Raw genomic sequence first — 26521 nt, forward strand, 5'->3', positions numbered from 1 at the left:
AATTAATTTCCTAATTCTAATTGGTCTTTCACTAATTTAAAATACAATCCTTTATTATTTACTAATTCTTGATGATTTCCGTCCTCTACAATTTCACCTTTATCTAGAACAATAATTTTGTCTGCATTTCGTACAGTACTCAATCTATGGGCTACGACGACGACAGTTCTGTTGTCGGAAAAATCATTTAAATTATTCATTATCTCACTTTCATTTGTTGAATCTAAGGCACTCGTAGCTTCATCAAAAAATAAATAATCAGGGTTTTTATAAATCGCCCTAGCTATTAATATTCTTTGTTTTTGACCTCCACTAATACCCATACCACTTGCACCAATTCTTGTATTGTAGCCCATGGGTAGTGATTCAATAAAAGACTCAATATTAGCTATTTTAACAGCACTCAAAAGCCTTTCTTTATTAATAAACCCTTCTGAGTCAGACTCTGTTATGTTTCTAACAATTGTGTCTGAAAATAAATACCCATCTTGCATAACAGAACCACATTTTGATCTCCAGTAAGAAACGCTCAAATCTTTGAAATTGATATTACCCACTTTAATTGTGCCAGATATCGGGTTAACTATTTTGAGTAAATGTTTTATTAGAGTTGTTTTGCCGCTTCCACTGGCACCGACAATTGCAGTAATTTTCCCCTGTGGAATTACAAAATCTATGTTTTTAAGTACTAAAGAAGAATGTTTACTACCATACCTAAAACTGAGTTTTTTTATAAATATGGATTTATCGGATGGTAATTGCCTTATATTATTTTTCGTTTTATTCTCCTCATCATCTTGAAGGTGCACATCAGATATTCTTGCTAAACTTATTTTAGTATCCTGAGCTGATTGAATAAAGGTTATTAAGCTATTTACAGGGACATTTAATTGTCCTAAGATATATTGGACTGAAAGCATCGCTCCTAGAGTAAGTTGACCATCAATAACGCCTTTAGCTGCCAAAAATGTAATAATGATGTTTTTTAATTGATTTATAAAGGAACCACCAATATTTTGGGCTTGTTGAAGTGCTAGACTTTTGATTGAGACTTTATACAATCTAGCTTGTATCGTTTCCCATTCCCATCTTCTCCTCCTTTCCGAACCATTGAGTTTAATCTCTTGCATTCCATTTAAGAGCTGAATGATACTGCTTTGGTTACCTGAGGCTAAATCAAATCTTTTGTAGTCTAGTTCTTTCCTTTTTTTTAAAAATATAATTGTCCAAACTAGATACAATAATGTTCCAAGAATAAATATTGAAAAAATAAATAAATTATAATAAGCCAATACTAAGGAAAATACAAAAATGGTAACGAAGGAAAATAATGCGCCAAGAGTTGAAGATGACAAAAAATTTTGAATCCGAGTATGGTCTTGTATTCGTTGTAACAAATCCCCAATATTTTTTCTATCAAAAAATAAAACAGGTAGTTTCATTAATTTCATTAAAAAATCAGATAATAATCGAATGTTAATTCTGCTTGTCATGTGCAGCATCAACCAATCCCTAATTATCTGAACAGAAGTAGTGCTAGCAAAAAAAACTAATTGAGCAATTAGTATTAGATATACAAAATTTAAATTTTGGTATTGAATACCATAGTCAACCACCGCTTGGGTTAAAAATGGCATAGCTAATTGTAATAACGTAACTATAAATAGTCCAATAAATATTTGAATTAAAACTTTTTCATATTTCCTGAAATATGGAAACAAAAATCTGAACCCTAATTTTTTAGTTTCAGTATTATCTTCACTCTTATAAAATTCAGGAGTTGGCTCCAATAATAAAACTAAACCTTCAGAATGAGAAAGTTTTTGTTTATTGGGTATCCAACCATTTAAAAATTCTTCCTTAGAATAACTTATAAGACCATGAGCTGGATCGGAAACATAGATTTTATCATTTTTAATTTTATAAACGACTATAAAGTGTCTTTGCCTCCAGTGAGCAATACAGGGTAGTGGGACTTCTTTGGATAGAGTATCAAAGGTTACATTAGCGCCAAAGGAATGCATACCAATAATCTCTCCTGCTTCAGCTATACCACCGTAAGATGATCCTTGTTGAGTAATACTTGCTTTTTCCCTTAAAAAATCTATTTCAAAAATTCTCCCATGAAATTTTGCTATTATTTTCAGACAAGTCGGCCCACAATCCTTCATGTCCAACTGTTTATAGAAAGGAAACTTTTTAGCCATTAATTGTAACAGTTTTCTAAAATAGATTGTTCTACTTGTTGCACATAAATTTCATGAAATAACTCTACATATGTATCCGATGATTTATAACCTTGACTAATTAAAGACAGTGCCTTATTTAGATTACTACATCCTAAATTACTATTTAACAACTTTAGTTGAGATAAGCCCTTAAAATAATAAGCTTCAGAACACTTGTCATAATTTTTGATTACCCTATCAAATTCAATAATAGCTTTATCATACTCTTCTAAATAAAAAAAACTTATTCCTTTGTTTAGAAAAACCTGATAATCTACCCAATCTTCCCCATGTTTTTTAGACGTATTACCAATTGAGATATTAAATTCCTGTATTGCTAACTTAAAATCACCTAATTCCTTATGTGCCAACCCTTTCAAATAATGAATGCACTCACCCATAGGCCAATCTGAAAATCTTGGTGTCGAGTCATCGTACCTATTCAATACTTCCAAAGCCATTTCATAATCATGATAATAATACAATAAAACCCAGCCATAATAAGCACCAGCCTCATTAGGATTCATTCTGTATGATTTTTCTAAAGAGGAAATAGCAATATCATAATTCCCGTTTTTTGTGTTTTGAACGGAAAGAGCGTGATAAATTTTAGCATTAGGAGACTTTAATTTAGAAATCGCATATTCCATGATTTTATTACCTCTTTCATTATTACCATTATAGACTTGAGAATATCCAAAATGGAATATCAACATATAGACAAATTGATTAAATACAATTCCTAAAACAATAATTAAAATTATTAAAGATGAAAAAAAGATTAACAATCTCTTTTTCCATTTCTTTTTTCTTTTTTTTATCATTTCGGTAATATATCGATAAGCTTTCCATCGATCAATTTGAAAGCGAAAAATTTATGACTGTTTATATTTTCGCCATTATCATTAACTGCTGGAATCCATTTTTTTAGACCTTTAGTTAATTGGAGTAACCTATGAATAATAGTCTCATCCATAATGGTATTTTTATACTCAAGAGAATAGGTGCTAACTTTATAATTCCCTGTATCTCCAATACAATTAACTTGAAATTGAATTTGAACAATACCTGTGTTTTTATCATTTTTTATTTGGCTATAATTTTCATAGAAATGTCTTTTTATTTCATAAAAACCACCTTCATAACTTAAATCAGGATGGTAATATGGATATTTCTTATTTCCACATAATTTAAAATTACTATCTGACGAATTACATGCAGGTAGTAATAAAATAAGAAACATAATTAGAATAGTTCTCATTTAATCAATTGGGTTTAATTCTTTAAATAATGAATATGAAAAATTATATAATTGATTATCTAGCCTAAAATTCTGCGTTTTTGAAATCCACTTTTGGCTCATTTCTTTATGCTTATTTTTTAATTCAGAATATATTTCTAATCCCTTATCTTCAAATATGTTTTCTACTTCAATTTTGTTTATTGGGTTTTCAAAAATTTTTAAATCTAAATAGCATTTACCTATGTAAAATTTCATCCTTCCTAAAAGTTCATGCAGTTTTTCTCCTTCAAAAACATCATTTTCTAGTATGGCATCTAAACAAATAAATGTTGTGAAATAAGTGTATAAAGCATGAAGTACCACATGGATATCTCTCGTTTCAACTATTTTACCTTCTTCGTTCTTTAACTCTTGGACTATATATGAAGGCTCAACTTTGAGAAATTCATCAATATCATAAATCATTGCATTAAAGATGATATGTCCAGTTTGGTGAGCAATATCATCAATAAAAAAAACTTCATTATAATTTTCTTGACAAGCATTAAAAAAAGCAATGCCTTGGGCACTTAATGTTGCAAATGAATTTCTCAAATCATCATTGACATTGAAGACAACTACTTTTTTAGTAACAGACTCGATAAGTTTATAATGGTGAGGAATATATTTTTTTATTAGATAAAAAGCTTGTGTTAGGTGAGAAATATGTTTTTTTGTTATTTCCTTAATTTCTACATCAATCCTATTTAAATGTTCATCATAGTAAAACTGATCTAATATTTCAATAGGATACTTTAAAAGTTCTATTGTGGTATCTTTGATTAACTCAATGGGCTCAAGTTTAAATTTATGACTTCCATCTTCATCTTCTAATCGAATTTGTTTTAAATTACTTAAATCGTACGCTTTTAGTTTAGAATCCGTTATTAGCCATCCTATATTTGGAATGTAAATTCTTCCGTGTTTATCTGTAATTACCTTAATCTTATAATTTTTGATATTACTGTAACCAAAAATTATTGAGTCAAGTTGATTAAAATAAAGTTCTTTTTTTTTAAAAAAAGCAAAGAAAAGAGGTTCTTGATAAATGTTGTCATCCTCGAAATCTAAAATATCAAAAATATTAACACGTTCTTTATACAGCAGAATTTTTATATTTTCAATTAGCTTATTTTTTCCTATTGAATTGTTTATTAGCATTTATTTTTTAATAATCATCTTAAATTTTTAATAAAAGCCCAAATGATTAATTAAACACTTAGACTTTTAACATTTTAAATTGAATTAATCACGTGTTTGCGAAGACATATGGACTGGAGCCTCAAATCCAGCAGCTATATAGTCCTTGATTTTAGCCCAAGTACCGTCACAACCATGACAATCAGACCAATCTCCTCCTTGAACTTTTTCAAGAACTTCATTAATGTTTATGTTTTCTGCTTTTGCTTTGAAAGCATCTAAACTTAATCTACTCATAATAAATAAATTTTAAAAATATTGCCTACTCTATTAGCTTTTCGGCATCCGCTTTAGATATGAAACAATGTTAGAGAAGTCTTTTAAATAATTATTTACATTCACGACCTAAATAGCTGTTTTTTAACATTATTAGAAATTTCACTCTCGACAAACGGTAATAAATTCAAATTTTCGATAAGATAAATTCTAAAGGAGTTAGTGAATAATTTTGTTTTAAACTTGGCATCACTTTATTCATTCGCCTATTATCGATAATTTGTACGCTTTGAAGTTTATATTTCTTGAGGACTCTCAATTTAGATACTTTTAACCGCTAAATTGTTAAGCCCTTAATATAAATGACACGTCGTAAAACGATTTTATATATCTCTTTATTTATTCTTTCTTTTTCCGGTTTGATACACGCACAGGATCTGGAAAATGCGAATAGTGCTATTCTTGATTCCCTGCTTACGGAAGTTCCGGAGCTGACCAAGAGAGATTCTGTTATCGTAAGCAGCTCGATATTTGGTGTAGGGATGAATATTGTTGATGATTCTGACGACAGAATTGGAGAAGTATTCGATCTTTCTTCGGGGTGGAATTATGCACCATATCCCTCAAGGTTGAGTTTAGGAAAATACTGGCGAAGTGGTTTGGGTCTTGAAGGTATAGCTTCATACAACCGCTATAAAAGAGGTAAAATAGTAGGTGGTTTACCCTTACCGGAAGGAAAGAACTACTGGGCTTTTGATGCTCGTTTAAGCTATGACCTTAAAAAAATAATTGGTGATAATGGCTGGTTTGATCCGTATCTTGGTATTGGACTAGGCGTAAATACTGCAGTTGGGGAATCCCGAGCAACCTATAATGCCATTTTTGGATTTAGAACTTGGTTCTCAGACCGCTGGGGACTGGACATAAATACGACAGGAAAATGGACCATGGATCCAGGTTTGACAGACCATATCCAACACGCAGCCGGCGTGGTATACCGTTTTAATTATGAGAAGGATCTGAGCAAAAAAGGAGAAAAGAAATTAGCTGAAATTGAATACATTCAAAAGGAAAATGAACGTATAAAAGATTCTGTATTTAAGGTGTTAAAGGCTAAAGAAGAGGCTTATAAACGTGCACAAGAAGAGGCTAGAAAAAAAGAAGCTGAAAGACTTGAACAAGAGCGCAAAGCAAGGGAAGAAGCTCGTGAGAAGGAACGTAAAGAAATTGAGAATCAGCTGGAAGCTTTGGAGCCTATTTATTTTGATTTTGACCGATCGTTTTTAACGCAATCTTCAAGAAAAACACTTGAGGACCTTATGGCGATATTTAAAGCGCATCCGGGATTGGTACTTGAAATAGGGGCTAATACCGACTCGCGAGGTTCGGACGCCTATAATTTAAAACTCTCGGAAAGGCGTTTACAATCGGTTTTAGATTATTTGGAGAATGAAGGTATATCTTCCGATGAATTGGTTGGTAAAGCTTATGGGGAATCAAACCTGATCAATGAATGTGATGACAACACGCCGTGTTCGGAAGCTAAACATCGCCTAAATCGCCGAGCTGAATTTAAGATTCTAAGTTTTTAAAATCTAGTAAAGTTTATAAATAATAAAGCATCCGCATTTTGAGGATGCTTTTTTTGTTTAAAAATACGATATTTGTGTTTCCAACCGCGCAAAGGATAGCAGCGATATCCTTTTTTTAGGCTTTTTCTGCCTTAAAAAAGATAAAGCGAATAGCCTGACCACGCCAAAAGCGTGGGTGCGCCCTAAAAAAGAAAAGAATTATTATGGCAATGAATAAAAATACGGTTTTGGCTTGGGCCACATGGATTATGATTATTGAAGGTTTAATATTGATCGCCCTTGGCGCCTTTCGTTACGACGAGGTTGCAGGCTGGGGATTTGCCTCTGTGGGTATTGGCTTTTTTGCTATTGCCTGGGTGTTTAATGCTTTAAAAGGACGCGTATAATGAGTGATGATAAGAAGGTTATTTTCTCGATGTCGGGAGTAACCAAAACGTTTCAAAGTGCTAACACGCCAGTGCTTAAGAATATTTATTTAAGTTTTTTCTATGGCGCTAAGATCGGGATCTTAGGTTTGAATGGTTCCGGGAAGTCGACTTTGTTAAAAATTATTGCCGGTAGAGATAAGAACTATCAGGGTGATGTTGTGTTTTCACAGGATTACACGGTGGGCTTATTGGAGCAGGAGCCGGAGTTGGACGACGAGAAAACCGTGATGGATGTAGTTAAGGAAGGTGCTGCCGAAACTGTTGCTATTCTTGATGAATACAATAAAATTAATGATCAGTTTGGGTTGGAGGAAGTATATTCTGATCCTGATAAAATGGAAAAACTGATGGCGCGCCAAGCGGTGCTTCAGGACCAAATTGATGCGGCGAATGCCTGGGAACTGGATACCAAATTAGAAATTGCCATGGACGCTTTGCGCACTCCTGAAGGTGATAAAAAGATAGGTGTACTTTCGGGTGGAGAACGGCGCCGCGTAGCTTTATGTCGCTTGCTGTTGCAGGAACCGGATGTATTGTTACTGGATGAGCCTACAAACCATTTGGATGCCGAATCCGTACACTGGTTAGAACATCATTTAGCACAATATAAAGGAACGGTTATCGCGGTGACGCACGACCGGTATTTTCTAGATAATGTAGCCGGTTGGATCCTTGAATTAGATCGGGGGGAAGGTATTCCTTGGAAAGGAAATTATTCATCGTGGTTAGATCAAAAATCAAAACGTTTGGCTCAGGAGAGTAAAACGGCTTCGAAACGTCAAAAAACTTTGGAACGTGAGCTGGAATGGGTACGACAAGGTGCTAAAGGGCGACAGACCAAGCAAAAAGCACGTTTGAAGAATTACGATAAATTATTGAGTCAGGATCAGAAACAACTTGATGAAAAGTTGGAAATATACATCCCGAACGGACCACGTTTAGGGACCAATGTGATCGAGGCGAAACATGTTAGTAAGGCCTATGGCGACAAATTGTTGTACGACGATCTTAATTTTACTTTACCGCAGGCAGGTATTGTAGGAGTTATTGGCCCCAATGGCGCCGGAAAGACCACAATATTTAGAATGATCATGGGAGAAGAAACACCTGACAAGGGTGAATTCATTGTTGGTGATACGGCTAAGATCGCCTATGTTGATCAGAGTCATTCGAATATTGATCCTGAGAAAACGATCTGGCAGAATTTTAGTGATGAACAGGAATTGATTATGATGGGAGGTAAGCAAGTAAATTCTAGAGCTTATTTGAGTCGCTTTAACTTTTCCGGAAGTGAGCAGAATAAAAAAGTGTCCTTATTGTCAGGAGGTGAGCGAAATCGCTTGCATTTGGCAATGACCTTAAAAGAGGAAGGCAACGTATTATTATTGGATGAGCCTACAAACGATCTTGATGTTAATACCCTTCGTGCGTTGGAAGAAGGTTTAGAAAATTTTGCCGGCTGTGCTGTTGTTATTAGTCACGACCGTTGGTTTTTAGACCGGATTTGTACGCATATATTATCATTTGAAGGGAATAGTCAAGTGTATTTCTTTGAAGGTGGATTCTCCGAATATGAAGAGAATAAAAAGAAACGTCTGGGTGGAGATATTATGCCTAAGCGAATAAAATATAAAAAGCTCGTGCGCTAACTATAAAATTTATGAATAAAAAAACGCCTGCAACATGCAGGCGTTTTTATTTATTTATTGTCGTTTCCATAAAGATGTCCTTCGGTAAAATCGCGATAGGGCTTATTCTCTTCGTTATCTTCAAGAATCTGCTTATTAATAGCATCCAACCTTTCGTTTTCCTTTTTAAGGAGATATGATTTTCTGATACCTAGTATTAATAGAATGGCAAAGAAAATTACCACAATAATCAACGAGGTCACTATGGTGCTTTCATCCATGATCGCATACAACGAAAAAGTAATATTTTGGGGCATGGTTTGTAAGGTTTGTTAAGTATAAATGTATAAAATCAAATATACTATTTTTTATGGAAATAAAAATTAATTGTTTGGATACCAGTCTAATTGCACAACATTTATTTTTGAGTTCCCATTATTTACTGAAGTTTTAAACTTAGAAACATCGCTTAAACCACCCGTTCCTCTATAGTGATAAGGATACACCTTCTTAGGTTTGAAATCAAGAACAGCACTGGCCGCACTGTCCACCGTCATGGTGTAAGGTAAATTCATGCAAACAAAGGCCATATCAATATCTTTAAGATTACGCATTTCCGGAATATCCTCTGTATCCCCAGAAATATAAATGCGATCTTCACCTAAGGTGACTACATAACCGTTTCCTCGACCCTTAGGATGAAATTTTAAGGCTTCTTCACGTAAATTATACATCGGAATTGCTTCTAAAGTAATTGTTGAGCCTCCAATATTCATATTTGTTGTACCACCATTATTCAACACCATACTATTAATATTAGCAGATTCCGGCATTTGATCAACTGCGGCCTGAGGTGCTACCACCGGTGCATCCAAAGCTTTTAGCGTTTCTACATTTAGGTGATCGCCATGAATGTCTGTCACCAATATTAAATTAGGTTTTGGCTGTCCTTTAAAAGCTTCAGCACCACCTACAGGATCTACGTAAATAACGGCGTCTTTATAGGTCATTACAAATGTAGCATGCTCGATAGGTGTAATGTTAACAGCGTTTTCGATTTTTGCTGATTCGTTGGTCATACTGGTTTTCTCAGCTTCGGTAGTTTTTTGTTTGCAGTTGAAAAAACTAGCAATTAAAACGAAAAGGGCAATTTTTTTAAAATACATCTTCATTGTTTTTTGGTTTCTTATAAAGATAATTTTTTTATTCATTATATAAACATGTAACTTTTCAACTATTTTTATCAATCTATAGAGGTAATCTATAATCCTACTATTATGAGTTCAAATCGCATTAAAAACATAAAATCCAGACTATTATCTGACCATTACTATATTTTAAAACGTTTAAGTTTTGATTACCGCATGAAAAATGGAACTTGGGTAAATCAAGTACGAGAAGTGTATGACCGTGGTGATGGTGCCGGTATTTTATTATATAACAGAACGAAAAAAACGGTTATTCTGATAAAACAATTTCGGATGCCTACCTATCAAAATGATAATCCTGATGGTTTTTTGATCGAGGTCTGTGCTGGATTACTAGATAAAGACAATCCGGAAGCTTGCATTATTAGGGAAACCGAAGAAGAAGTTGGATACCGCCTTGATACGGTGACCAAAGTATACGAGGCCTATTCGTCTCCAGGGGTCATGACAGAAAAAATGCATTTTTTTGTTGGGGAGTATACCGATGCTATGAAAGTAAGCTCCGGAGGTGGTCTTGATAGTGAAGCGGAAGACATTGAGGTTCTAGAGTTGCCATTTAAAATGGCTTTGGAAATGCTTAATTCCGGGCAAATTCAGGATACCAGAACCATTGTTTTATTACAGTATTTACAAATTCAAAAACTTCTGGATTGATTTCTAAATTTGTCGCAATCAATTCCTAAATAACACGGTACATTTCGGTGTTATTTCGTATTTTTGTGACCCTTAAAACAGAAAGAGAAAACCATGTCTTTATCAAAAAAACAGATCTTAGAACGTGCCAATCTGATGAGTAAAAATACACTCATGGAAACTTTAGGCATTGAATTGATTGATATTGGAGAAGATTGGTTAACCGCTAAAATGCCAGTTGGGCCTAAAGTGCATCAGCCTGATGGCGTTTTGCATGGGGGCGCTACAGTAGCTTTGGCTGAGAGCGTGGGTAGTTTCGCCAGTCACATTTTTTTGGATTCCGAAAAACTATTTATTCGTGGTTTGGAGATCTCTGCAAATCATATTAAATCTGTTTCTACAGGATATGTTTATGCCACGGCCTGTTTTATGCATAAAGGAAGAACCACACAATTGTTTGATATTAAGGTCACTGATGAAGACGGAAATACTATATCTATTTGTAAATTATCAACGATCTCTTTACCAAAAAGAAAGGTATGAATTTAGAGGCATTCTTTGAGCGCTTTAAAGATCAGTTTGACCAAGATTTGCCGTTCGTAATTTATAGGAAGCCCAATCAAAAAAGACTTCAGGGTTTATTGCAACGCATGGACAGCTTGTTTACCACAAGCGATTTTTCTGAAATGGGTTTTGTGTTTTCACCATTTGATTCCAGGAATAAAACCATTCTACTACCCTTAAAAGATTCTGACCATATTTTTTGTGAAGAATTTGAAGGTATGGCTTCTGATTTAGCTCTAAATAAGAACGATGTTCAAGAACCCACAAATGAGGCTCTAAAAAAGGCACATATTGATCTTATTGAAAAGGGCAAGGCCTTTATTGAACTTACCGATGTTAAGAAAATTGTATTATCACGGAAAGAGGAGGTGCTTCTAAAAGATCATGATCCTTTCCAGATTTTCACAAGTCTTTTAAATAAATACACGTCAGCGTTTGTGTATTGCTGGTACCACCCTGAAATTGGGTTGTGGCTGGGTGCTACGCCAGAAACTTTAGTAAAGTTGGAAGGAAATCATTTTTCTATTATGGCCTTGGCGGGAACGCAAAGCTATAATGGGACTTTAGAGGTGGCCTGGCGAGATAAAGAGCTGCAGGAACAACAATATGTGACGGATTATATTGTAGATCGTATTAAAGCCTCGGTTGAAAACATTCAGCTCTCCGAGGTACAAACTGTAAAAGCAGCTAATTTACTGCACTTAAAAACTAAAATTTGGGGCAACCTAAAAAATGGAATTTTCAGTCTGAAGGATTTTTTATTTCATTTGCATCCAACACCTGCCGTTTGCGGATTGCCTAAAGATAAAGCGAAACAATTTATTTTAGAGCACGAAAATTATGACCGTAATTTTTATACCGGTTTTTTAGGTGAATTGAATCTCGAAAGTGTTAGATCGCCACGTAGGGCAAAGCGAAATATTGAAACCCGGGCCTTTGAAACCACCAGTACCAGCACCCAATTATACGTTAATTTAAGATGCATGTCTTTAGAAGATTCGAAGGCTATGATATACGTTGGAGGCGGAATTACGGTGTTTTCCGATCCTGAGGAAGAATGGGAGGAAACGGTTGCAAAAGCTAAGGTTATTAAATCGGTTTTGTAATTGCTGTTTAGAGGCTGATTTTGTATTTTTGCAATACAATTTCTATAGATGATATACTCAAAAATTCCTTTAGCACAAACGGTTATTGAACTTTGTAAAAAACACGGAATTCGTCATATCATAATTTCCCCGGGTAGCCGTAATGCGCCCTTAACTATTGGGTTTACGCACGATCCTTATTTTTCATGTTATAGTATTATTGATGAGCGATCTGCAGCGTTTTTTGCTTTAGGAATGGCTCAGAATTTAAATAAGCCCACGGCAGTGGTTTGCACTTCGGGTAGTGCGGTGCTTAATTATTATCCTGCTGTAGCGGAAGCTTATTTTAGCAACATACCTTTGGTGGTTCTTTCTGCCGACCGTCCGGAGCATCTTATTGGGATTGGTGATGGTCAAACCATCAATCAGCCTCATGTTTTTAAAAACCATATTCGGTATTCAGCGGTCTTGAAGTTAGATATCAATCGCGATAAAACCTTAAAGGTTAAATCGTTACAAGTAGCTGGAGACTTATCAACCTCCGAATTGGATGATCCCGAGCATCTTCAAAATAAGGTGCAATACTTTAATGAAAACGCCATAAACATGGCACTTCATACGGCGTACCATGAATCAGGGCCGGTACATTTAAATATTCCATTTGATGAACCGCTTTATGAGACTGTTGATGCGCTTTCGGTTTCACCGGAAAAGACGGTATTTAAAGCTCCTGATGGTGTTTTAGATCCTGATGTTCTGGAGACCTGTGTCTCAGATTGGAATTCGGCTTCCAAAAAAATGATCCTTGTAGGTGTTAATACGCCGGAAGGTATCGATGAAAAATGGTTAAACTACTTTGCAAATGATCCAAGCGTTGTTGTTCTAACTGAAACAACATCTAATATACATCACGAAAAATTCTTTCCATGTATCGATCAATTTGTAACTCCGCTTACGGAGGATGAACGCGCTAAACTGAGTCCGGATATTTTATTGACCTTTGGTGGTCTTATCGTTTCAAAGCGTATAAAAGCCTTGTTGCGAAAAAATAAACCACAACAACATTGGCATATTGGTGCACATCATGCGAACGATACGTTTTTTAGTTTGAACAGACATATCAAAATGACACCGAATCTGTTCTTTGAGGCTTTTTTAACGCAGGTGGAGCCCATTGAGAAAGCGACTTATTATCCAACTTGGAGCCCTATAAACAAGTTCCGCCTAGAGCGTCATAATGCCTATATAAAAAGTATTCCGTATAGTGATTTTCTGGTATTTCACCATATTATCAAAGGTCTCCCTAAAAATAGTAATCTACAAGTCGCCAACAGTTCCGCCATTCGTTATACCCAACTATTCCAAATAGATAAATCTATAAATGTGTTTTGTAATCGTGGAACGAGTGGCATTGATGGCAGTACCTCTACGGCCATTGGATATGCGGTTCAAAGTGAGCTTCCTACCATACTTGTAACTGGGGATCTGAGCTTCTTTTATGATAGTAATGCCTTGTGGAATAACTATATACCAAAGAATTTTAAAATAATTCTATTAAATAATAATGGTGGAGGTATTTTCAGGATTTTACCGGGCCAAAAAAATACTGCGAATTTTGATACGTATTTCGAAACCACCCACCAGCTTACCGCAGAACATATATGTAAAACCTATGGTATTGGTTATCGAAAGGCCGATTCTGAGGAAGGTCTTCAAAAGGAACTGGCCTCGTTTTATGAATCCAATACAGAACCACAGTTACTTGAAATCTTCACGCCAAGAACTCTAAATGATTCTGTTTTATTGGATTATTTCGACTTTATTAAATAATTAATGTCATATCATCCCATCAATCAAAAATTATAAAAAAATGAATCAACGCGAAGTACTCATTCAAAGATACGCTGCTGAATTGCAGGAAAAATTTAATGTAAAGCCCAATATGGAACTTTTAACCAAGGTCACTATTGGCCTAGGACCGTCTATTTATAAACCCGATGCAGCAACGGTGTCGGGATCTGATCCGTCAGAATTAAATCGGGTTAAAACAAACTTTTTAATAGGGAAACTAGGTTTGGAAGACACATCAGTTTTAGATACTACAATAGCTAAAATTATGGAAGCTTATGGCCAGTCAAATCGTAATAAATATCGGGCAGTTATTTATTATTTACTGACTCTTCATTTCAATAAGGAATCGGTCTATCTATAAGCTGAAATCGATTAAAAGGCACTACAGAATTGTAGTGCTTTTTTGTTTTTCAAAACGGATTATGATTACCTTTGCGGCATGATAGAATTAGGACAACGTAATACTTTAGAGATACTTAGGGAGACTGACCACGGTGTGTATTTGATAGATGATGATGATAACCAGGTGTTATTACCCAATAAATATGTCCCTGAGTCTTTTCAGATTTGGGATAAAATTGATGTTTTTGTTTATCTGGATCATGAAGAGCGTCCGGTTGCAACCACGGAAACACCATACATTATGCGTGGTGAATTTGGTCTATTGCGTTGTAGTCAGATTACGGAATATGGCGCCTTTTTAGATTGGGGACTGGCTAAAGAATTGTTTTGTCCGTTTCAGGAGCAGGCCTTTAAAATGAAAGCTGGGGGCTGGTATTTGGTGCATTGTTATCTGGACGAAAAAACAAACAGGTTGGTGGCTTCCAGTAAAACGAACCATTTTTTAGATAATAAAGATCTCACAGTTAAGGAATTTGAAGAAGTAGATCTGATTGCCTCTCATCCCTCAGATATTGGATGGAATGTTATTGTAAATAAATCCCATGCAGGACTTATTCATAAAAATGAAATTTTCAAGGATATTAGTGTGGGAGATAAATTGAAGGGTTATGTCAAAAAGATCCGTCCTGGGAATAAGCTCGATATTGTTCTTGAAAAAATAGGGTACCGTAGTATTGAACCTAATGCTGATAGGATCATGCAGGAATTAGGCGATCATGAAGGATATTTAAGTTTAAATGATAAATCCAGTCCGGAGGAGATCAAGCAGCAGCTTCAAATGAGTAAAAAGAATTTTAAAAAAGCTATCGGAACGCTCTACAAGCAACGTTTGATCGACATCAAGTCGGACGGTATATATTTAAAAGATTCCGAATAAAAAATGATCAATCAGGATACTATAATTGCTTTAGCGACACCTTCGGGAGCGGGAGCTATTGCTGTGCTCAGGCTCTCCGGACCCCAAGCCATTGCTATAGCCGATAGTCATTTCAGATCGGTATCCGGAAAAAAATTGATCGATCAAAAAACACATACCATTCATTTGGGGCACATCATTGATGATAAACGCACTATTGATGAAGTTTTGGTTTCTGTATTTAAGAACCCCAACTCGTATACCGGAGAAGATGTGATTGAGATCTCTTGTCATGGTTCAAGTTATATTCAACAGGAAATAATTCAACTTTTTTTACGAAAAGGCTGCCGTATGGCATCAGCGGGTGAGTTTACCTTGCGGGCTTTTTTAAATGGTAAGTTGGATCTAAGTCAGGCTGAAGCTGTGGCTGATCTGATTGCCAGTGATAATGAGGCCTCCCATCAAATTGCCATGCAGCAAATGCGTGGTGGTTTTTCTTCGGAGATCGCAAAACTCCGTGAAGAGCTTTTGAATTTTGCTTCACTCATCGAATTAGAATTGGATTTTGCTGAAGAAGATGTTGAATTTGCGGACCGCAGTGAATTTAAAGCTTTGATCGAACGCATCAGTTTTGTTTTGAAGCGCCTTATAGATTCCTTTGCAGTAGGAAACGTGATAAAAAATGGTATTCCCGTGGCTATCGTTGGGGAGCCGAACGTAGGGAAGTCAACCCTCTTAAATGCTTTATTAAATGAAGATCGCGCCATCGTTTCTGAAATTGCAGGAACTACCAGGGATACGATTGAAGATGAAATTTCGATAGGAGGTATAGGGTTCAGGTTTATAGATACAGCCGGAATTCGAGATACGCAGGATGTGGTGGAAAGCATCGGTATCAAAAAGACCTTTGAGAAAATCGATCAAGCTCAGGTGGTCATTTATTTGTTTGATGCCGGATCCTTTTCGGAAGAAAAAGCCACATTTAAAGTTGAGATCGAAAAGATCAAGAATAAATATCCTCAAAAACCATTGATTGTTTTAGCTAATAAGGTTGACACGATCAATGATAAGCAAAAAGCTGATCTGGAATCTCAAATTCCGGAAGTCGAACTGATATCGGCGAAAACAAACTTTGGAGTTGATGAACTTCAGGATAAATTACTAAGTTTTGTAAACACAGGGGCGCTTAAAAACAACAATACGATTGTTACGAATACGCGTCATTATGATGCGCTTCTAAAAGCATTAGAAGAGGTCTCAAAAGTTAAGAACGGTTTAGAATCCGGTTTGTCCGGTGATTTATTGGCGATAGACATCCGTCAAGCCTTATACCATTTTGGAGAGATAACCGGAGAGATTACTTCCGATGATCTGCTTGGTAATATCTTTGCGAATTTTTGTATTGGAAAGTAAACCTATTTTCTTTTAACTTCTTTTGATTGTTTTTATTTGATATTCAAATATTTAGGTAAAAAAATAGTCCGTTTTATTTTCTTTTAATATCCTATTTTTATACTTTTATTACACCTTATGTACACTTAGTGATTTAAATATTTTGAAAGGTGTACAAAAGATGTAAAAAACCTACTTATGAAAATTTCCCTCAAGCAAAAGAAGCTGAAAAATGGCTTAGTTAGCCTTTATCTTGAATTCTATAAAGGATCCTATGTAGATAAAAATGGAAAAAGAAAGCATCAGCGTGAATTTGAATATTTAGAGCTTTACATTTCACAAAACCCATCTTCACAGGATAAATTAAAAGATCAGGAAACCCTAAAGCTAGCTGAAGAGATCTTGGCCATCCGAAAAGCCGATGTTATTCAAGGTAAATACCAAATTAAGAATGCCAGAAAGTCTAAAATTAGGTTTCTTGATTATTTTGAACAACTTAAAGAGGAACGGTATAATAGCAAAGGAAACTACGGAAATTGGGATGCGGCTCTCAAACATCTCAGAAAATATTGTCACCCAAGCACTACCTTCAAGGATATTAATGAAAATTTCATTAAGGGATTTAAAAAATATCTTGATACTGGGGCAAGAACTAAAAGTAACTTAGAACTATCTCAAAATTCAAAATACTCTTACTTCAACAAATTTAAAGCTGCTTTAAAGGAAGCTTATGAAAACGGTTACTTAGAAAAAAATCTTCTCAAAAGTGTAAAGGGATTTGACCAGGGAGAGTCAAAAAGAGAATACCTAACGTATTCTGAACTTCAGGCATTAACTAAAGCCAAATGTAAATATGAGATTTTAAAAAACGCTTTTATTTTCAGTTGCTTAACGGGATTGCGATGGAGTGACATAAATAATATGACCTGGTCCGAAGTACGCGATGAAGATTCCGGATCCAGAATAATTTTTAGGCAACAGAAAACTGATGGACAGGAATACTTATATATTTCGGATCAAGCCCGGGAATTATTAGGGAAAAGACAATCCGAATCTGAGAGGGTATTTACGGGATTAAAATATGGTGCTCATTTTAATGCGGAAATTTTACGATGGTGTATGCGTGCAGGTTTAACTAAACATATAACATTTCATAGTGCGCGACACACTAATGCAGTGTTACTCCTGGAGAATGGCGCTGATATTTATACGGTTTCAAAGCGGCTAGGCCATAAAGAAATTAGAACTACTGAGATCTATGCTAAAATCATTGATAAAAAAATGAAGGAAGCTGCAAATATTATCCCCGAATTAAAAGTTTGATCATGAGTATAGTCTATTCTTATTTCAAAAAAAACCATAATGAAAAATATCTGAAAGAGTTTTTTGATTCACGAGGCCATAAATCCTCTGACAGTATTAAAATTAAAAATTATTTATCAGAATTCAATGAGTTTCAATTCACTCAATTAGTAATGGATTTACTAAGTGAAATCCCATTACATTCTATAGATTTTGAAAAATTAAAACTTCTTTTTATTAAAAATGACTATTACCTATTTGAGGATCCCAAATTTATTTTCAGTTATGATTCAAATTTTATTCCCTTTAAACAAGAAGTACATGATTATTTGAAATTTAATTGTTCCAAGGAATTAATTGACTTTGTTGATTATTTGAAATCAACAGATGAACTTGTGAAAGAAGCACATATTCAGAAACTTAGAAGTTTTTCTACAAACATTAAGCATAATTTTTTTCAACAAATAGAATCTATTAAAGCTATTATCGAGTTTCATTTAAATGATAATTCAATAAATATTGAGGGGTCTCAAATTTATTTTTATTTGTGTGTAATTGAAGCATTTAATGAGTTTGAACAAAAGTTATTGTTAGCACTCGACCAAATTGAAGAAAGGATAGAGGATTTATGTGAGGTTCAATCAGAAATGGTCAAAAACAATTTTAATATTTCTGTTAAAGAGGAAAAATTAAAAAGAATATATCGTGAGTTAGAGAGATGTGAGTTCATTAATTTAAACGAGATATGTGAAAATGGATTTCTTAAAGTATTTAAATGCGATTGGGATTCTCATGAGGAGATTTTAAACCTTAATATGGATAATCTCCAGTTCTATTGTTTTGTAGATTGTTTAAATAAGTTTTTCAATATAAAAATTCCTTTTACGACTATCGAAATTAGCAAGAAAATCAAAAACAAAAATGGATTTATAAATGCTAAATCTATTTATGCATCTAAATCTAGAGGACAAATGCTTCCAAAAGATGAAGATTTAATAACCAATTCCTTGCTTTCAGCAAAAAAAGGTTAAGGTTCATAACAACCTTAACATCCTACTATTTATTTTCTTTTCCTTTGTTCACGAATTCTTAACAAAAGAAACAATTAGCGCTAATTGTTCATAATTGATAAAACAATTAATATGGACAATTTACAATTGAATGAACGTTTAGAGCGGATAGAAAAGCTCCTGGTTTCGAATAAAAAGGTACTTACCTTCGACGAAGCTTGTGATTATACAGGCATTTCCCGAAGCTACCTCTATAAATTAACTTCTACTGGCCAAATTCCTTTTTCAAAACCTAATGGTAAAATTATCTTTTTTGATAAAGAAAAGTTGGATGATTGGCTACTTCAGAATAAGAGTAAATCTACCTCTGAAATTCAAAGTAAATCTTTGGATTACGTACTAAAAAATAAAAAATAGTAGTACTATGTCTGAAGATGTAATCCCATACAAAAGATTAGGAACTAGATATTATAAGGATCTAGATAGACCATTAATTTCAGGTGATACTGTATCGGTAATGGTTCCCTGGAACAAGGAGACGATCATTGCTGATCACGGTAAAAGCTACCTTTCAAAAATCCCAAAACTGGATGGGTTTTGTTGTATTCCGGATCACATAAATTTCCAACAACAAATAGGTAGTTTTTACAATACGTATCATGAATTGCCATTGAAACCAAAAAAAGGAAGTGTCAAGACTTCTATTGAATTTGTCGAACATATTTTTGGAAAACAAAAAGAATTAGGACTAGACTATCTAAAAATCATTTACTTATATCCAACTCAGATTTTACCAATTTTATGTTTGGTAAGTAAGGAACGTGGCACAGGAAAAAGTACTTTCATAAAATGGCTTAAAGCCATTTTTAGCCAAAACATGACCTACATTAAGGGTGATAGCTTTTCATCTCAATTTAACGCGGATTGGGCTTCAAAAACAATCATCGCGGTTGATGAAGTTTTTTTCGATAAAAAAGAAATCACAGAACGCTTAAAATACCTAAGTACTACAGATAAGGATAAGGTTGAGGCCAAAGGAAAAGACAGAGAAGAAATAGAATTCTTTGGAAAATTTATTCTATGCAGCAACAATGAAGATACTTTTATATTAATTGACTCTAATGAAATTAGGTTCTGGGTCCGAAAAATTCCACCCTTTAAAAATGAGGATACTGAATACCTTTCCAAACTTATCCGGGAAATCCCTGCCTTTCTTCAATTTCTTATCGATAGACCTTTTTCAACTCGAAAGAAATCAAGGATGTGGTTTACTTCTGATCAGATAAAAACAAAAGCACTTTTGAAGCTCATGTGGCTCAACAATAATGTTATTGAAAAAGAGATGGTAGAGCTTTTCTACGAGATCTTTGATTCTATATCCGACGACCAGATAAAAGTAACTCCCAGGGAAGTCGTTGCCATTTTAAGTAAGGCGAGACGGTTAACACTTGAGGTGAACGAAGTTCGAAAAATTTTAAAACACAAATGGAATTTATCTCCTTCTGATAATTCTAATGCATATCAAGGATTTGAATACACCAGTTATGGTGAATTTGTTCAAATTGATCGAAAAGGGCGGTACTATGCTATTGAAAGAAAAATGATTACTGAAATTTTTGATGAAATGATGACAAGTTAATATAACTAACTAAAAATCAATTAAATAATATGTCATCAAAGTTGTCATCAAAATATCATCAAAAATAAAGTGATGACTGTAAAAAAACACTTTTGATGATTGATGAAAAAATGATGACACGTGAATCACTTGTATTTATAAGGGTTAACAGTAGTTCGTCATCAAATCATCAAAAAAAATTAAAAACAAATCTATCATGAAAAATCACAAATTAAATTGCGAAAAAGCCCGTGACATTTCCATCGTGGAAACGCTGAAAAGATCCGGGCATTTTCCAATTAGGGAAGCGGAGAAAGAAGCTTGGTTTCTGAGTCCCTTTCGGTCAGAAACCCAAGCCTCTTTCAAAGTTGATAAACAATTAAATCGGTGGTATGATCATGGTGCCGGTAAAGGTGGAAATGTAATTGATCTGGTCATGGAGTTAAATAATTTTTCAATTTCAGAAACTTTAGAATTCTTGCATAATAAAGTGAATTCTTTTTCTTTTCATAAGCCTTCTCCCGGGTTACTAATTAAAGATAAAAATCACGAAATTCTTGAGTTAAAAAACCTGGAACATCATGCGCTTTTAACGTACTTAAAATCCCGAAAAATTGAGACTGAAATAGCTAGGACTTATTGTAAAGAAATTCATTATAAAGCTAACGGTAAAAACTTTTTTTCAATAGCCTTCAAAAATAGATCTAATGGCTATGAAACCCGCAATTCTTTTTTTAAAGGATGCCTAGGAAAAAAGGACATTACTTTTCTAGAAAAGGGAGAAGAAAACCTATGCATTTTTGAAGGTTTTTTTGACTTTCTATCTTATCTCACTTTGTTTGGTGATCGCAATTTAAAGGAAGATTACATCATCCTAAATTCAGTATCGCTAATCGAAAAAATCTCTGAAATCATAAAAAAATATGATGTGATTTTTGCCTGTTTAGATGATGATGAATCGGGTAAAAAAGGACTAAAAAAAATTCGTCAATACCATGCAAATGTTTTTGATGGAAGTATGTTTTATCATGGGTTTAAAGATATAAATGAATATCTGATGAATCGTACTATTGAGCCTGTTACAGAGTAAGCAAGGCGGAACGGAGCAGAGCATCCGTTCCACCTTGCCCTACGGGGTTAAAATACTGTTTCACAGTATTTTATAAAAATATATGATTTAAAACATTATGCATTTACGTTGTAAATGCTCTGTTAAGGCTTTTAAATATTACATATAACTGCATAAACAATTGCATAATGAAGTATAAAACGATAAGAATATATGAAAGTGATTTTGATAAGATGAATAGCTTTTGTGATCGATATAAACTAAGTAAAACGGAACTCATTGAAGCCCTTTTAATCTATTTCGAAAAGACTGATTTAGACCCTAGAGAACCCTCTAATGCAACCAAGGAAATTTCAAAACTTAAGAGTCAATTAATCAGCTTTATTAAAACACAAGAAAAAGACAAACTGAATCCATTGATTAAAAAACAAGATCTTCTGATTACTGAATTTTCAGGACTTGTGAAAGATCAATTTGTAACAAAAAGTTTCATGATTGAATTAGCTACGAAATTGGGTAATTCAATAGTAAATAAACTCCAAGAAAATGGTAATTAAAATTCAAACTTCTGATAAATCAAATGGGAATAAAGGGTCCAGTATGGCATTGGCAAATTACCTAGAAAAGGAAGATTTGCAAAAGGAAAATGAAGCTTTTGAAAGGGGAGAATTACCCATGCCAAGAACCGGCTTTTTTTCACACAAAAATGATGGCTTGATGAAAAGTGAAGTGATAGAGGAAATTGACAATAACAAGAAAGGGTTGAGTAAAAATGATTCAAAATTCTACGCTATAAATATTGCACCCTCGGAGAAGGAACAGGAACATATTTTAAGCGGTATTACGGGAAGAGAAATTCGGTCTATAAGCGAGTTATCAAAAAATGAATTGGAAAGATATGAGAATATTTTGAAAGACTACTCCAGAAAAGTGATGGATGAATATGCCGTCCATTTTAAGCGCGAAAATATCACTTGTGGTGATCAACTACTTTATTTCGGTAAAATAGAGCATGAAAGGCATTACAAGGGTACTGAGCTCGCAGTAAAACAAGGTATAGTAAAATCCGGAACAAATAAACCGGGATTAAATTCCCATGTTCATGTTATAGTTAGCCGAAAAGATCGGGATATGAAATTAAAATTATCTCCTTTGGCCAACGATAAAGGAAATGGTAAAAAGTGTATTACTAATGGGAAAAATGTTCAACGGGGTTTTGATCGAAACCTTTTCAATGTAAAGGCTGAGCAACTCTTTGATAAAAACTTCAATTATAACAGGTCCTTGAATGAGCGTGTTGAATACCGAATTCAGATATCCAAGGATCCTTTATTAAAAGCCCAGATTGAACTGGAAAAAGACAAAGGGGAAAAAGACCGGCAAGAACAAAAAGTGATCTCTGATTTTGATAAAAGGAATGGCTATTCAGAAAAAGACAAAGAAATCAACCAGGAGATAAAACCAGTAATTGACAAATCAAATGAAAAAGAATTATCAATATGAAAGCACTAACTAATGAACCCATTTCGATTCTAATAGTATCATTTTTTTTATTGGGTGTAATCTATTTTTTTACTATTCTTCATAACAAGTTTAAAGTTGGAATACTCAATTCCCTTATTACCATTGGAGTAATTCAACTCGTAGGATTGGCGATTCCTTATTTGTTTGTAGCTGAATGCATTTTAGGTGTAATATTCCTATTTCTACTGTTATTTAGATTATTTAAACCTTCCAAAAGAAAACCTAAGCAAAAAAATAATTTCAATGACGAGGAAAGCTTTTTTCTTCGATCGTCATTAGGAACTATCCAAATAGCTAATCCTTTTAGGGGGATTATTATTGAAGGGGGAGCAGGTTCCGGTAAGTCCAAATCACTATTCTACCCAATTATTAAACAAATGATGATAAGGGAATATACGGGTGTGTTGTATGACTTTAAATCTCCTGAATTATCTGAATTTGCACACGCGATTCATAGTGAACTAAATTCAAAGGTTAAGTTCTCATTTCTGGACTTTAAGGATCATAGTAGATCCTCACGTATTAATCCGATACATCCAAAATATGTAAACAAACAAGCGGTAGCCTTTGAGTTAGCATCTGTATTAATGAATAATCTGTTACCCGAGAATATTAAACATCCGGATTATTGGTCCAGAAGTAGTATTTCCATCGTAGCAGGGGTAATTTGGTATTTGAGAAACAATCATCCTGATAAATGCACTCTACCTCATTTAATCGCCTTAATTCTCTCCTATAAATCAATTTCAATAATAGATCTTATTTCAAAAGATCTCGAGTGCATAGGTATGATATCTAGTATAAAAGAAGCTCATGAAATGAAAGCTGAAAAACAGTTGGCCGGCGTAATAGGAACTATTAAAAATGCATTGGCCCAGTTAAATTTTCCAGAGCTTTTCTACTTATTATCTGATGATCAAGTAGATCTAGATTTAAACAATCGGGAAAATCCAACATTTCTCTGTATTGGCAATGATAGTACCCTAACGACAACCTATGCTCCAATCATTTCATTGGTCATTAGTGTGTGCCTTCGAAAAATGAACGAACCAAATAAGGTTAAAAGTGCAGTTGTTTTGGATGAGGCTCCAACGCTGTACATTCCGAATTTAGAACAAATACCGGCCACGGCCAGGTCCAATAAAATTGCTACTATAATTGGATTACAAGATTATTCCCAAATGGTTGACAAATATGGACAGGATAAAGCCCAGGTCTTGATTTCAAATTTAGGGAATCAATTTTATGGTCGTACGGTCAATGAACGCACAGCCCGGATGATTACTGCTTTATTTGGAAAAGAGGATAGAAAATATGTTTCCAGTTCAACAAGTAGTGGAAGTAGTTCCGGAAATGGGTTTATAGGAAATTCATCAACAAATCGCGGTACAACAGAATCTTTTCAGGAGAGGGAACGGGTCAAAGTATCGGATATTACGAATCTTCCTGCAGGTAAATTTTATGGCATCGTGGCTGAAGGAAATTGCACTGAATTGTTAGGTGTTCAAATGAAGCAAACCGAGCCAATTTACAAGTCATTTGAAAACAGGAATATTGAAGAAAATATTTCAGATTGTTTCAAAACTATCTATCGAGAGGTTGAAGCTTTCTTAAATGGAAAACCTGAGGATGATGAACAAATCGACAATAACTTTAAAATTGAATTAAATTAAAATGATCATGCTAGAACAAATCAACTTATACCATGTGATTGATGTTTTTAAAACAGCGCCAAGTAATTTTTATAGTCCTTGCGGAAGAAATAATTTACTAACCCAAAAAGAAATTGATATTCGAAAGATGCCAGGATTATTATTTCTATTAACCATTTCAGAAAAAGAAATTGTTTTTAGGCGATTTTGGGAAATTTCAAGATTACCTAAAGAATATTGGGGAAGAGCTTTTGAAGTAGCAATTGAATTTCTAAAAAAGAATAATATACCAGAGAAAAAACAGGTAATGATCATAGATGAACTCATCAAGGAAATTCATGTACTTGAAGCAAGTAATGGTAGAATACTTCATAATCCAATTGGTTAAAATATGAAGAATACAAATTGTTATATAGTCTATTTAATGGTTTTGAAAGATCAACCATATTTTAAGTTTGGTAAAACCATTACCCGAAAAAAAAGAATTTTTTCTCTGAATACAGTCTATGATTTTGATTTTGAAAAAAGTGTCGTATTCCAGTTTTCGAATGCCAATAAAATGATGATCGCGGAAACCTTAATTAAAGATCAGTTTTCTTACCAATTAGAGGAGTTTAAAGGAAAGGATGGCTGGACCGAATTAAGACAGTTAAAAGATTTAAAAAAAGTAATTGAGGTGGTAAGGGATCTTCAACTTTTAGAAGCAAAGGAGATAGGCTTTAATGAATTTATTTCTAAAAAGCCAAAAAAATCAATTGTTTCAAAAAACTTAAAGAGGACAAAAAATAAAATTGACTATAATCAAAATTTTAAAATTGAAGTTATGAAACTCTTTGAAAAAATCAGGGAGTTGAAAAGACAAAATAAGATCCTTGAAATTTCTTCAGAAGATAATGATTTATTGGTGTTTACAATTAAATCTGAGAAAATAATAAAATCTTCAAATTATAATGTAGGACTTAAACAATTTAATGTTTGCTACACTCTTGGATGTCAATCTATGTTCGAATTTAAACAACATGAATCTATTAAATTCGATTTTCATTTTCCAATCAAGTCTATTAAGGAATTTCAACCTAATTGCTTTGATTGGTTTATTGATGAAAAGAGATTTCTAACAAAATATTTAGGTTTAAAATGAAAATAGTTTTTATTTCAGATACCCATGGAAAGCATAAAGATGTAAAAATACCTGAAGGGGATATTTTATTGCATGCTGGAGATGTTTCAATGAAGGGGAGAAGTGTGGAAGTAGAATCGTTTTTAATATGGTTTTCAAATCAGCCTCACAAATATAAAATATTAATTGCCGGTAATCATGATTGGTATTTTGAAAGTAATTCAGAAGTGATGTTAAAGGCTCGTATTCCAAAGAATATTATTTATTTAAATGATTCCGGATGTACTATTGAGGGAATTCATTTTTGGGGTTCTCCCGTACAACCAGAATTTGGGAAATGGGCTTTTGGTAGGAAGCGTGGCGATGAAATAAAAAAACATTGGGATTTTATTCCAAAAAGCACAGATATTCTGATAACACATGGACCACCCCGGGGAATACTTGATTTAACTCTAAAGGAAGGTCAAGTTGGATGTGAAGAATTATTAACCAGGGTAAATGAAATTAAGCCGAAAATTCATGTTTTTGGTCATATTCATGAATCATACGGAGTCATTGAAAAGGGTAAAACTAAATTTATAAATGCAAGCCTGGTAAATTATGAGTTTATTCTAATTAATAATCCGATTGTAATTGATTTGGATTAAGTAAATGAACTTTA

28 protein-coding genes are annotated in these 26521 nt (G+C 34.0%); 21 read left to right on the forward strand and 7 right to left on the reverse strand.

Translation table 11 applies throughout. From position 1 onward, the window contains the following. Positions 1 to 2: 2 nt before the first annotated feature. The 5 genes from V8G61_RS08760 to V8G61_RS08780 form a co-directional block, all read right to left on the reverse strand. Entirely contained in the window at positions 3 to 2207 is a 2205-nt protein-coding gene (locus V8G61_RS08760) for a peptidase domain-containing ABC transporter (RefSeq protein ID WP_394875174.1), read from the reverse strand. Next, positions 2207 to 3052: a tetratricopeptide repeat protein gene (locus tag V8G61_RS08765; RefSeq protein ID WP_394875175.1), complete on the reverse strand. Its 846-nt coding sequence runs from the start codon at positions 3050 to 3052 to the stop codon at positions 2207 to 2209. Before V8G61_RS08765 ends, V8G61_RS08760 begins: the two co-directional genes overlap by 1 nt. Next, positions 3049 to 3489: a hypothetical protein gene (locus V8G61_RS08770; RefSeq protein WP_394875176.1), complete on the reverse strand. Its 441-nt coding sequence runs from the start codon at positions 3487 to 3489 to the stop codon at positions 3049 to 3051. Before V8G61_RS08770 ends, V8G61_RS08765 begins: the two co-directional genes overlap by 4 nt. Continuing rightward, positions 3490 to 4671 (reverse strand): hypothetical protein, encoded by a 1182-nt coding sequence (locus V8G61_RS08775; RefSeq protein ID WP_394875177.1) that lies wholly within the window; start codon positions 4669 to 4671, stop codon positions 3490 to 3492. An 84-nt stretch (positions 4672 to 4755) separates the two neighbouring features. Further along, positions 4756 to 4947 carry a hypothetical protein gene (locus tag V8G61_RS08780; RefSeq protein WP_394875179.1) on the reverse strand — a complete coding sequence of 64 codons (192 nt, stop codon included), beginning with the start codon at positions 4945 to 4947 and terminating at the stop codon, positions 4756 to 4758. Positions 4948 to 5288: 341 nt separating this feature from the next. Between V8G61_RS08780 and V8G61_RS08785 the strand changes: the two genes are divergently transcribed. The 3 genes from V8G61_RS08785 to ettA all read left to right on the forward strand — a co-directional run bounded on the left by V8G61_RS08785 (position 5289) and on the right by ettA (position 8595). Then, positions 5289 to 6518 (forward strand): OmpA family protein, encoded by a 1230-nt coding sequence (locus V8G61_RS08785; protein ID WP_394875181.1) that lies wholly within the window; start codon positions 5289 to 5291, stop codon positions 6516 to 6518. A gap of 203 nt (positions 6519 to 6721) precedes the next feature. Next, entirely contained in the window at positions 6722 to 6904 is a 183-nt protein-coding gene (locus V8G61_RS08790) for a CAL67264 family membrane protein (protein ID WP_394875183.1), read from the forward strand. Beyond that, positions 6904 to 8595 carry an energy-dependent translational throttle protein EttA gene (ettA, locus tag V8G61_RS08795; protein WP_394875185.1) on the forward strand — a complete coding sequence of 564 codons (1692 nt, stop codon included), beginning with the start codon at positions 6904 to 6906 and terminating at the stop codon, positions 8593 to 8595. Before V8G61_RS08790 ends, ettA begins: the two co-directional genes overlap by 1 nt. Positions 8596 to 8645: 50 nt before the next feature. On the opposite strand, the gene V8G61_RS08800 is transcribed toward ettA, so the two are convergent. Continuing rightward, positions 8646 to 8891: a hypothetical protein gene (locus tag V8G61_RS08800; protein ID WP_394875186.1), complete on the reverse strand. Its 246-nt coding sequence runs from the start codon at positions 8889 to 8891 to the stop codon at positions 8646 to 8648. Positions 8892 to 8957: 66 nt separating this feature from the next. Then, a complete protein-coding gene (locus V8G61_RS08805) occupies positions 8958 to 9740 on the reverse strand; it encodes an MBL fold metallo-hydrolase (protein WP_394875188.1) in 783 nt (260 codons plus the stop codon). A 111-nt stretch (positions 9741 to 9851) separates the two neighbouring features. Here V8G61_RS08805 and nudK point away from each other — a divergent pair, with 111 nt between their 5' ends. The 18 genes from nudK (at position 9852) to V8G61_RS08895 (ending at position 26507) form a co-directional block, all read left to right on the forward strand. After that, on the forward strand, positions 9852 to 10436 hold the full coding sequence (gene nudK / locus V8G61_RS08810) for a GDP-mannose pyrophosphatase NudK (RefSeq protein ID WP_394875190.1): 585 nt from the start codon (positions 9852 to 9854) through the stop codon (positions 10434 to 10436). Between the two features lie 93 nt (positions 10437 to 10529). Further along, a complete protein-coding gene (locus V8G61_RS08815) occupies positions 10530 to 10958 on the forward strand; it encodes a PaaI family thioesterase (RefSeq protein WP_394875192.1) in 429 nt (142 codons plus the stop codon). Beyond that, positions 10955 to 12085 carry a chorismate-binding protein gene (locus tag V8G61_RS08820; protein ID WP_394875193.1) on the forward strand — a complete coding sequence of 377 codons (1131 nt, stop codon included), beginning with the start codon at positions 10955 to 10957 and terminating at the stop codon, positions 12083 to 12085. Before V8G61_RS08815 ends, V8G61_RS08820 begins: the two co-directional genes overlap by 4 nt. A 48-nt stretch (positions 12086 to 12133) precedes the next feature. Continuing rightward, complete coding sequence (gene menD, locus V8G61_RS08825) at positions 12134 to 13894, forward strand: 2-succinyl-5-enolpyruvyl-6-hydroxy-3-cyclohexene-1-carboxylate synthase (protein ID WP_394875195.1); 1761 nt, start codon at positions 12134 to 12136, stop codon at positions 13892 to 13894. 40 nt (positions 13895 to 13934) lie between these two features. Further along, positions 13935 to 14276 carry a DUF2853 family protein gene (locus tag V8G61_RS08830; RefSeq protein WP_394875196.1) on the forward strand — a complete coding sequence of 114 codons (342 nt, stop codon included), beginning with the start codon at positions 13935 to 13937 and terminating at the stop codon, positions 14274 to 14276. A 78-nt stretch (positions 14277 to 14354) separates the two neighbouring features. After that, positions 14355 to 15194, forward strand: coding sequence for a S1 RNA-binding domain-containing protein (locus tag V8G61_RS08835; RefSeq protein ID WP_394875197.1), 840 nt, complete (start codon positions 14355 to 14357; stop codon positions 15192 to 15194). Between the two features lie 3 nt (positions 15195 to 15197). Continuing rightward, the gene (gene mnmE / locus V8G61_RS08840) at positions 15198 to 16586 is read left to right on the forward strand and encodes a tRNA uridine-5-carboxymethylaminomethyl(34) synthesis GTPase MnmE (RefSeq protein ID WP_394875198.1); all 1389 of its coding nucleotides are present in this window, start codon (positions 15198 to 15200) and stop codon (positions 16584 to 16586) included. Positions 16587 to 16763: 177 nt separating this feature from the next. Next, a complete protein-coding gene (locus V8G61_RS08845) occupies positions 16764 to 17888 on the forward strand; it encodes a tyrosine-type recombinase/integrase (protein WP_394875199.1) in 1125 nt (374 codons plus the stop codon). 2 nt (positions 17889 to 17890) lie between these two features. Then, positions 17891 to 18898 (forward strand): hypothetical protein, encoded by a 1008-nt coding sequence (locus tag V8G61_RS08850; protein ID WP_394875201.1) that lies wholly within the window; start codon positions 17891 to 17893, stop codon positions 18896 to 18898. A 111-nt stretch (positions 18899 to 19009) separates the two neighbouring features. Then, the gene (locus V8G61_RS08855; protein ID WP_394875202.1) at positions 19010 to 19294 is read left to right on the forward strand and encodes a helix-turn-helix transcriptional regulator; all 285 of its coding nucleotides are present in this window, start codon (positions 19010 to 19012) and stop codon (positions 19292 to 19294) included. A 7-nt stretch (positions 19295 to 19301) separates the two neighbouring features. Next, a complete protein-coding gene (locus V8G61_RS08860) occupies positions 19302 to 20516 on the forward strand; it encodes a primase-helicase family protein (protein ID WP_394875203.1) in 1215 nt (404 codons plus the stop codon). A gap of 196 nt (positions 20517 to 20712) precedes the next feature. Then, a complete protein-coding gene (locus tag V8G61_RS08865; RefSeq protein ID WP_394875204.1) occupies positions 20713 to 21585 on the forward strand; it encodes a toprim domain-containing protein in 873 nt (290 codons plus the stop codon). Between the two features lie 167 nt (positions 21586 to 21752). Then, entirely contained in the window at positions 21753 to 22121 is a 369-nt protein-coding gene (locus V8G61_RS08870; RefSeq protein WP_394875205.1) for a BfmA/BtgA family mobilization protein, read from the forward strand. Next, entirely contained in the window at positions 22111 to 23067 is a 957-nt protein-coding gene (locus tag V8G61_RS08875; protein WP_394875206.1) for a DUF5712 family protein, read from the forward strand. The genes V8G61_RS08870 and V8G61_RS08875 overlap by 11 nt, the downstream gene beginning before the upstream one ends. Continuing rightward, positions 23064 to 24761 carry a TraM recognition domain-containing protein gene (locus tag V8G61_RS08880; RefSeq protein ID WP_394875207.1) on the forward strand — a complete coding sequence of 566 codons (1698 nt, stop codon included), beginning with the start codon at positions 23064 to 23066 and terminating at the stop codon, positions 24759 to 24761. Before V8G61_RS08875 ends, V8G61_RS08880 begins: the two co-directional genes overlap by 4 nt. A gap of 7 nt (positions 24762 to 24768) precedes the next feature. Continuing rightward, on the forward strand, positions 24769 to 25128 hold the full coding sequence (locus V8G61_RS08885; protein WP_394875208.1) for a hypothetical protein: 360 nt from the start codon (positions 24769 to 24771) through the stop codon (positions 25126 to 25128). A gap of 174 nt (positions 25129 to 25302) precedes the next feature. Next, the gene (locus V8G61_RS08890; RefSeq protein WP_394875209.1) at positions 25303 to 25881 is read left to right on the forward strand and encodes a hypothetical protein; all 579 of its coding nucleotides are present in this window, start codon (positions 25303 to 25305) and stop codon (positions 25879 to 25881) included. Continuing rightward, positions 25878 to 26507 carry a metallophosphatase domain-containing protein gene (locus V8G61_RS08895; protein WP_394875210.1) on the forward strand — a complete coding sequence of 210 codons (630 nt, stop codon included), beginning with the start codon at positions 25878 to 25880 and terminating at the stop codon, positions 26505 to 26507. The genes V8G61_RS08890 and V8G61_RS08895 overlap by 4 nt, the downstream gene beginning before the upstream one ends. Positions 26508 to 26521: the final 14 nt, after the last annotated feature.

The organism is Gaetbulibacter sp. M240, from assembly GCF_043876815.1.
GTDB lineage: Bacteria > Bacteroidota > Bacteroidia > Flavobacteriales > Flavobacteriaceae > Gaetbulibacter_A.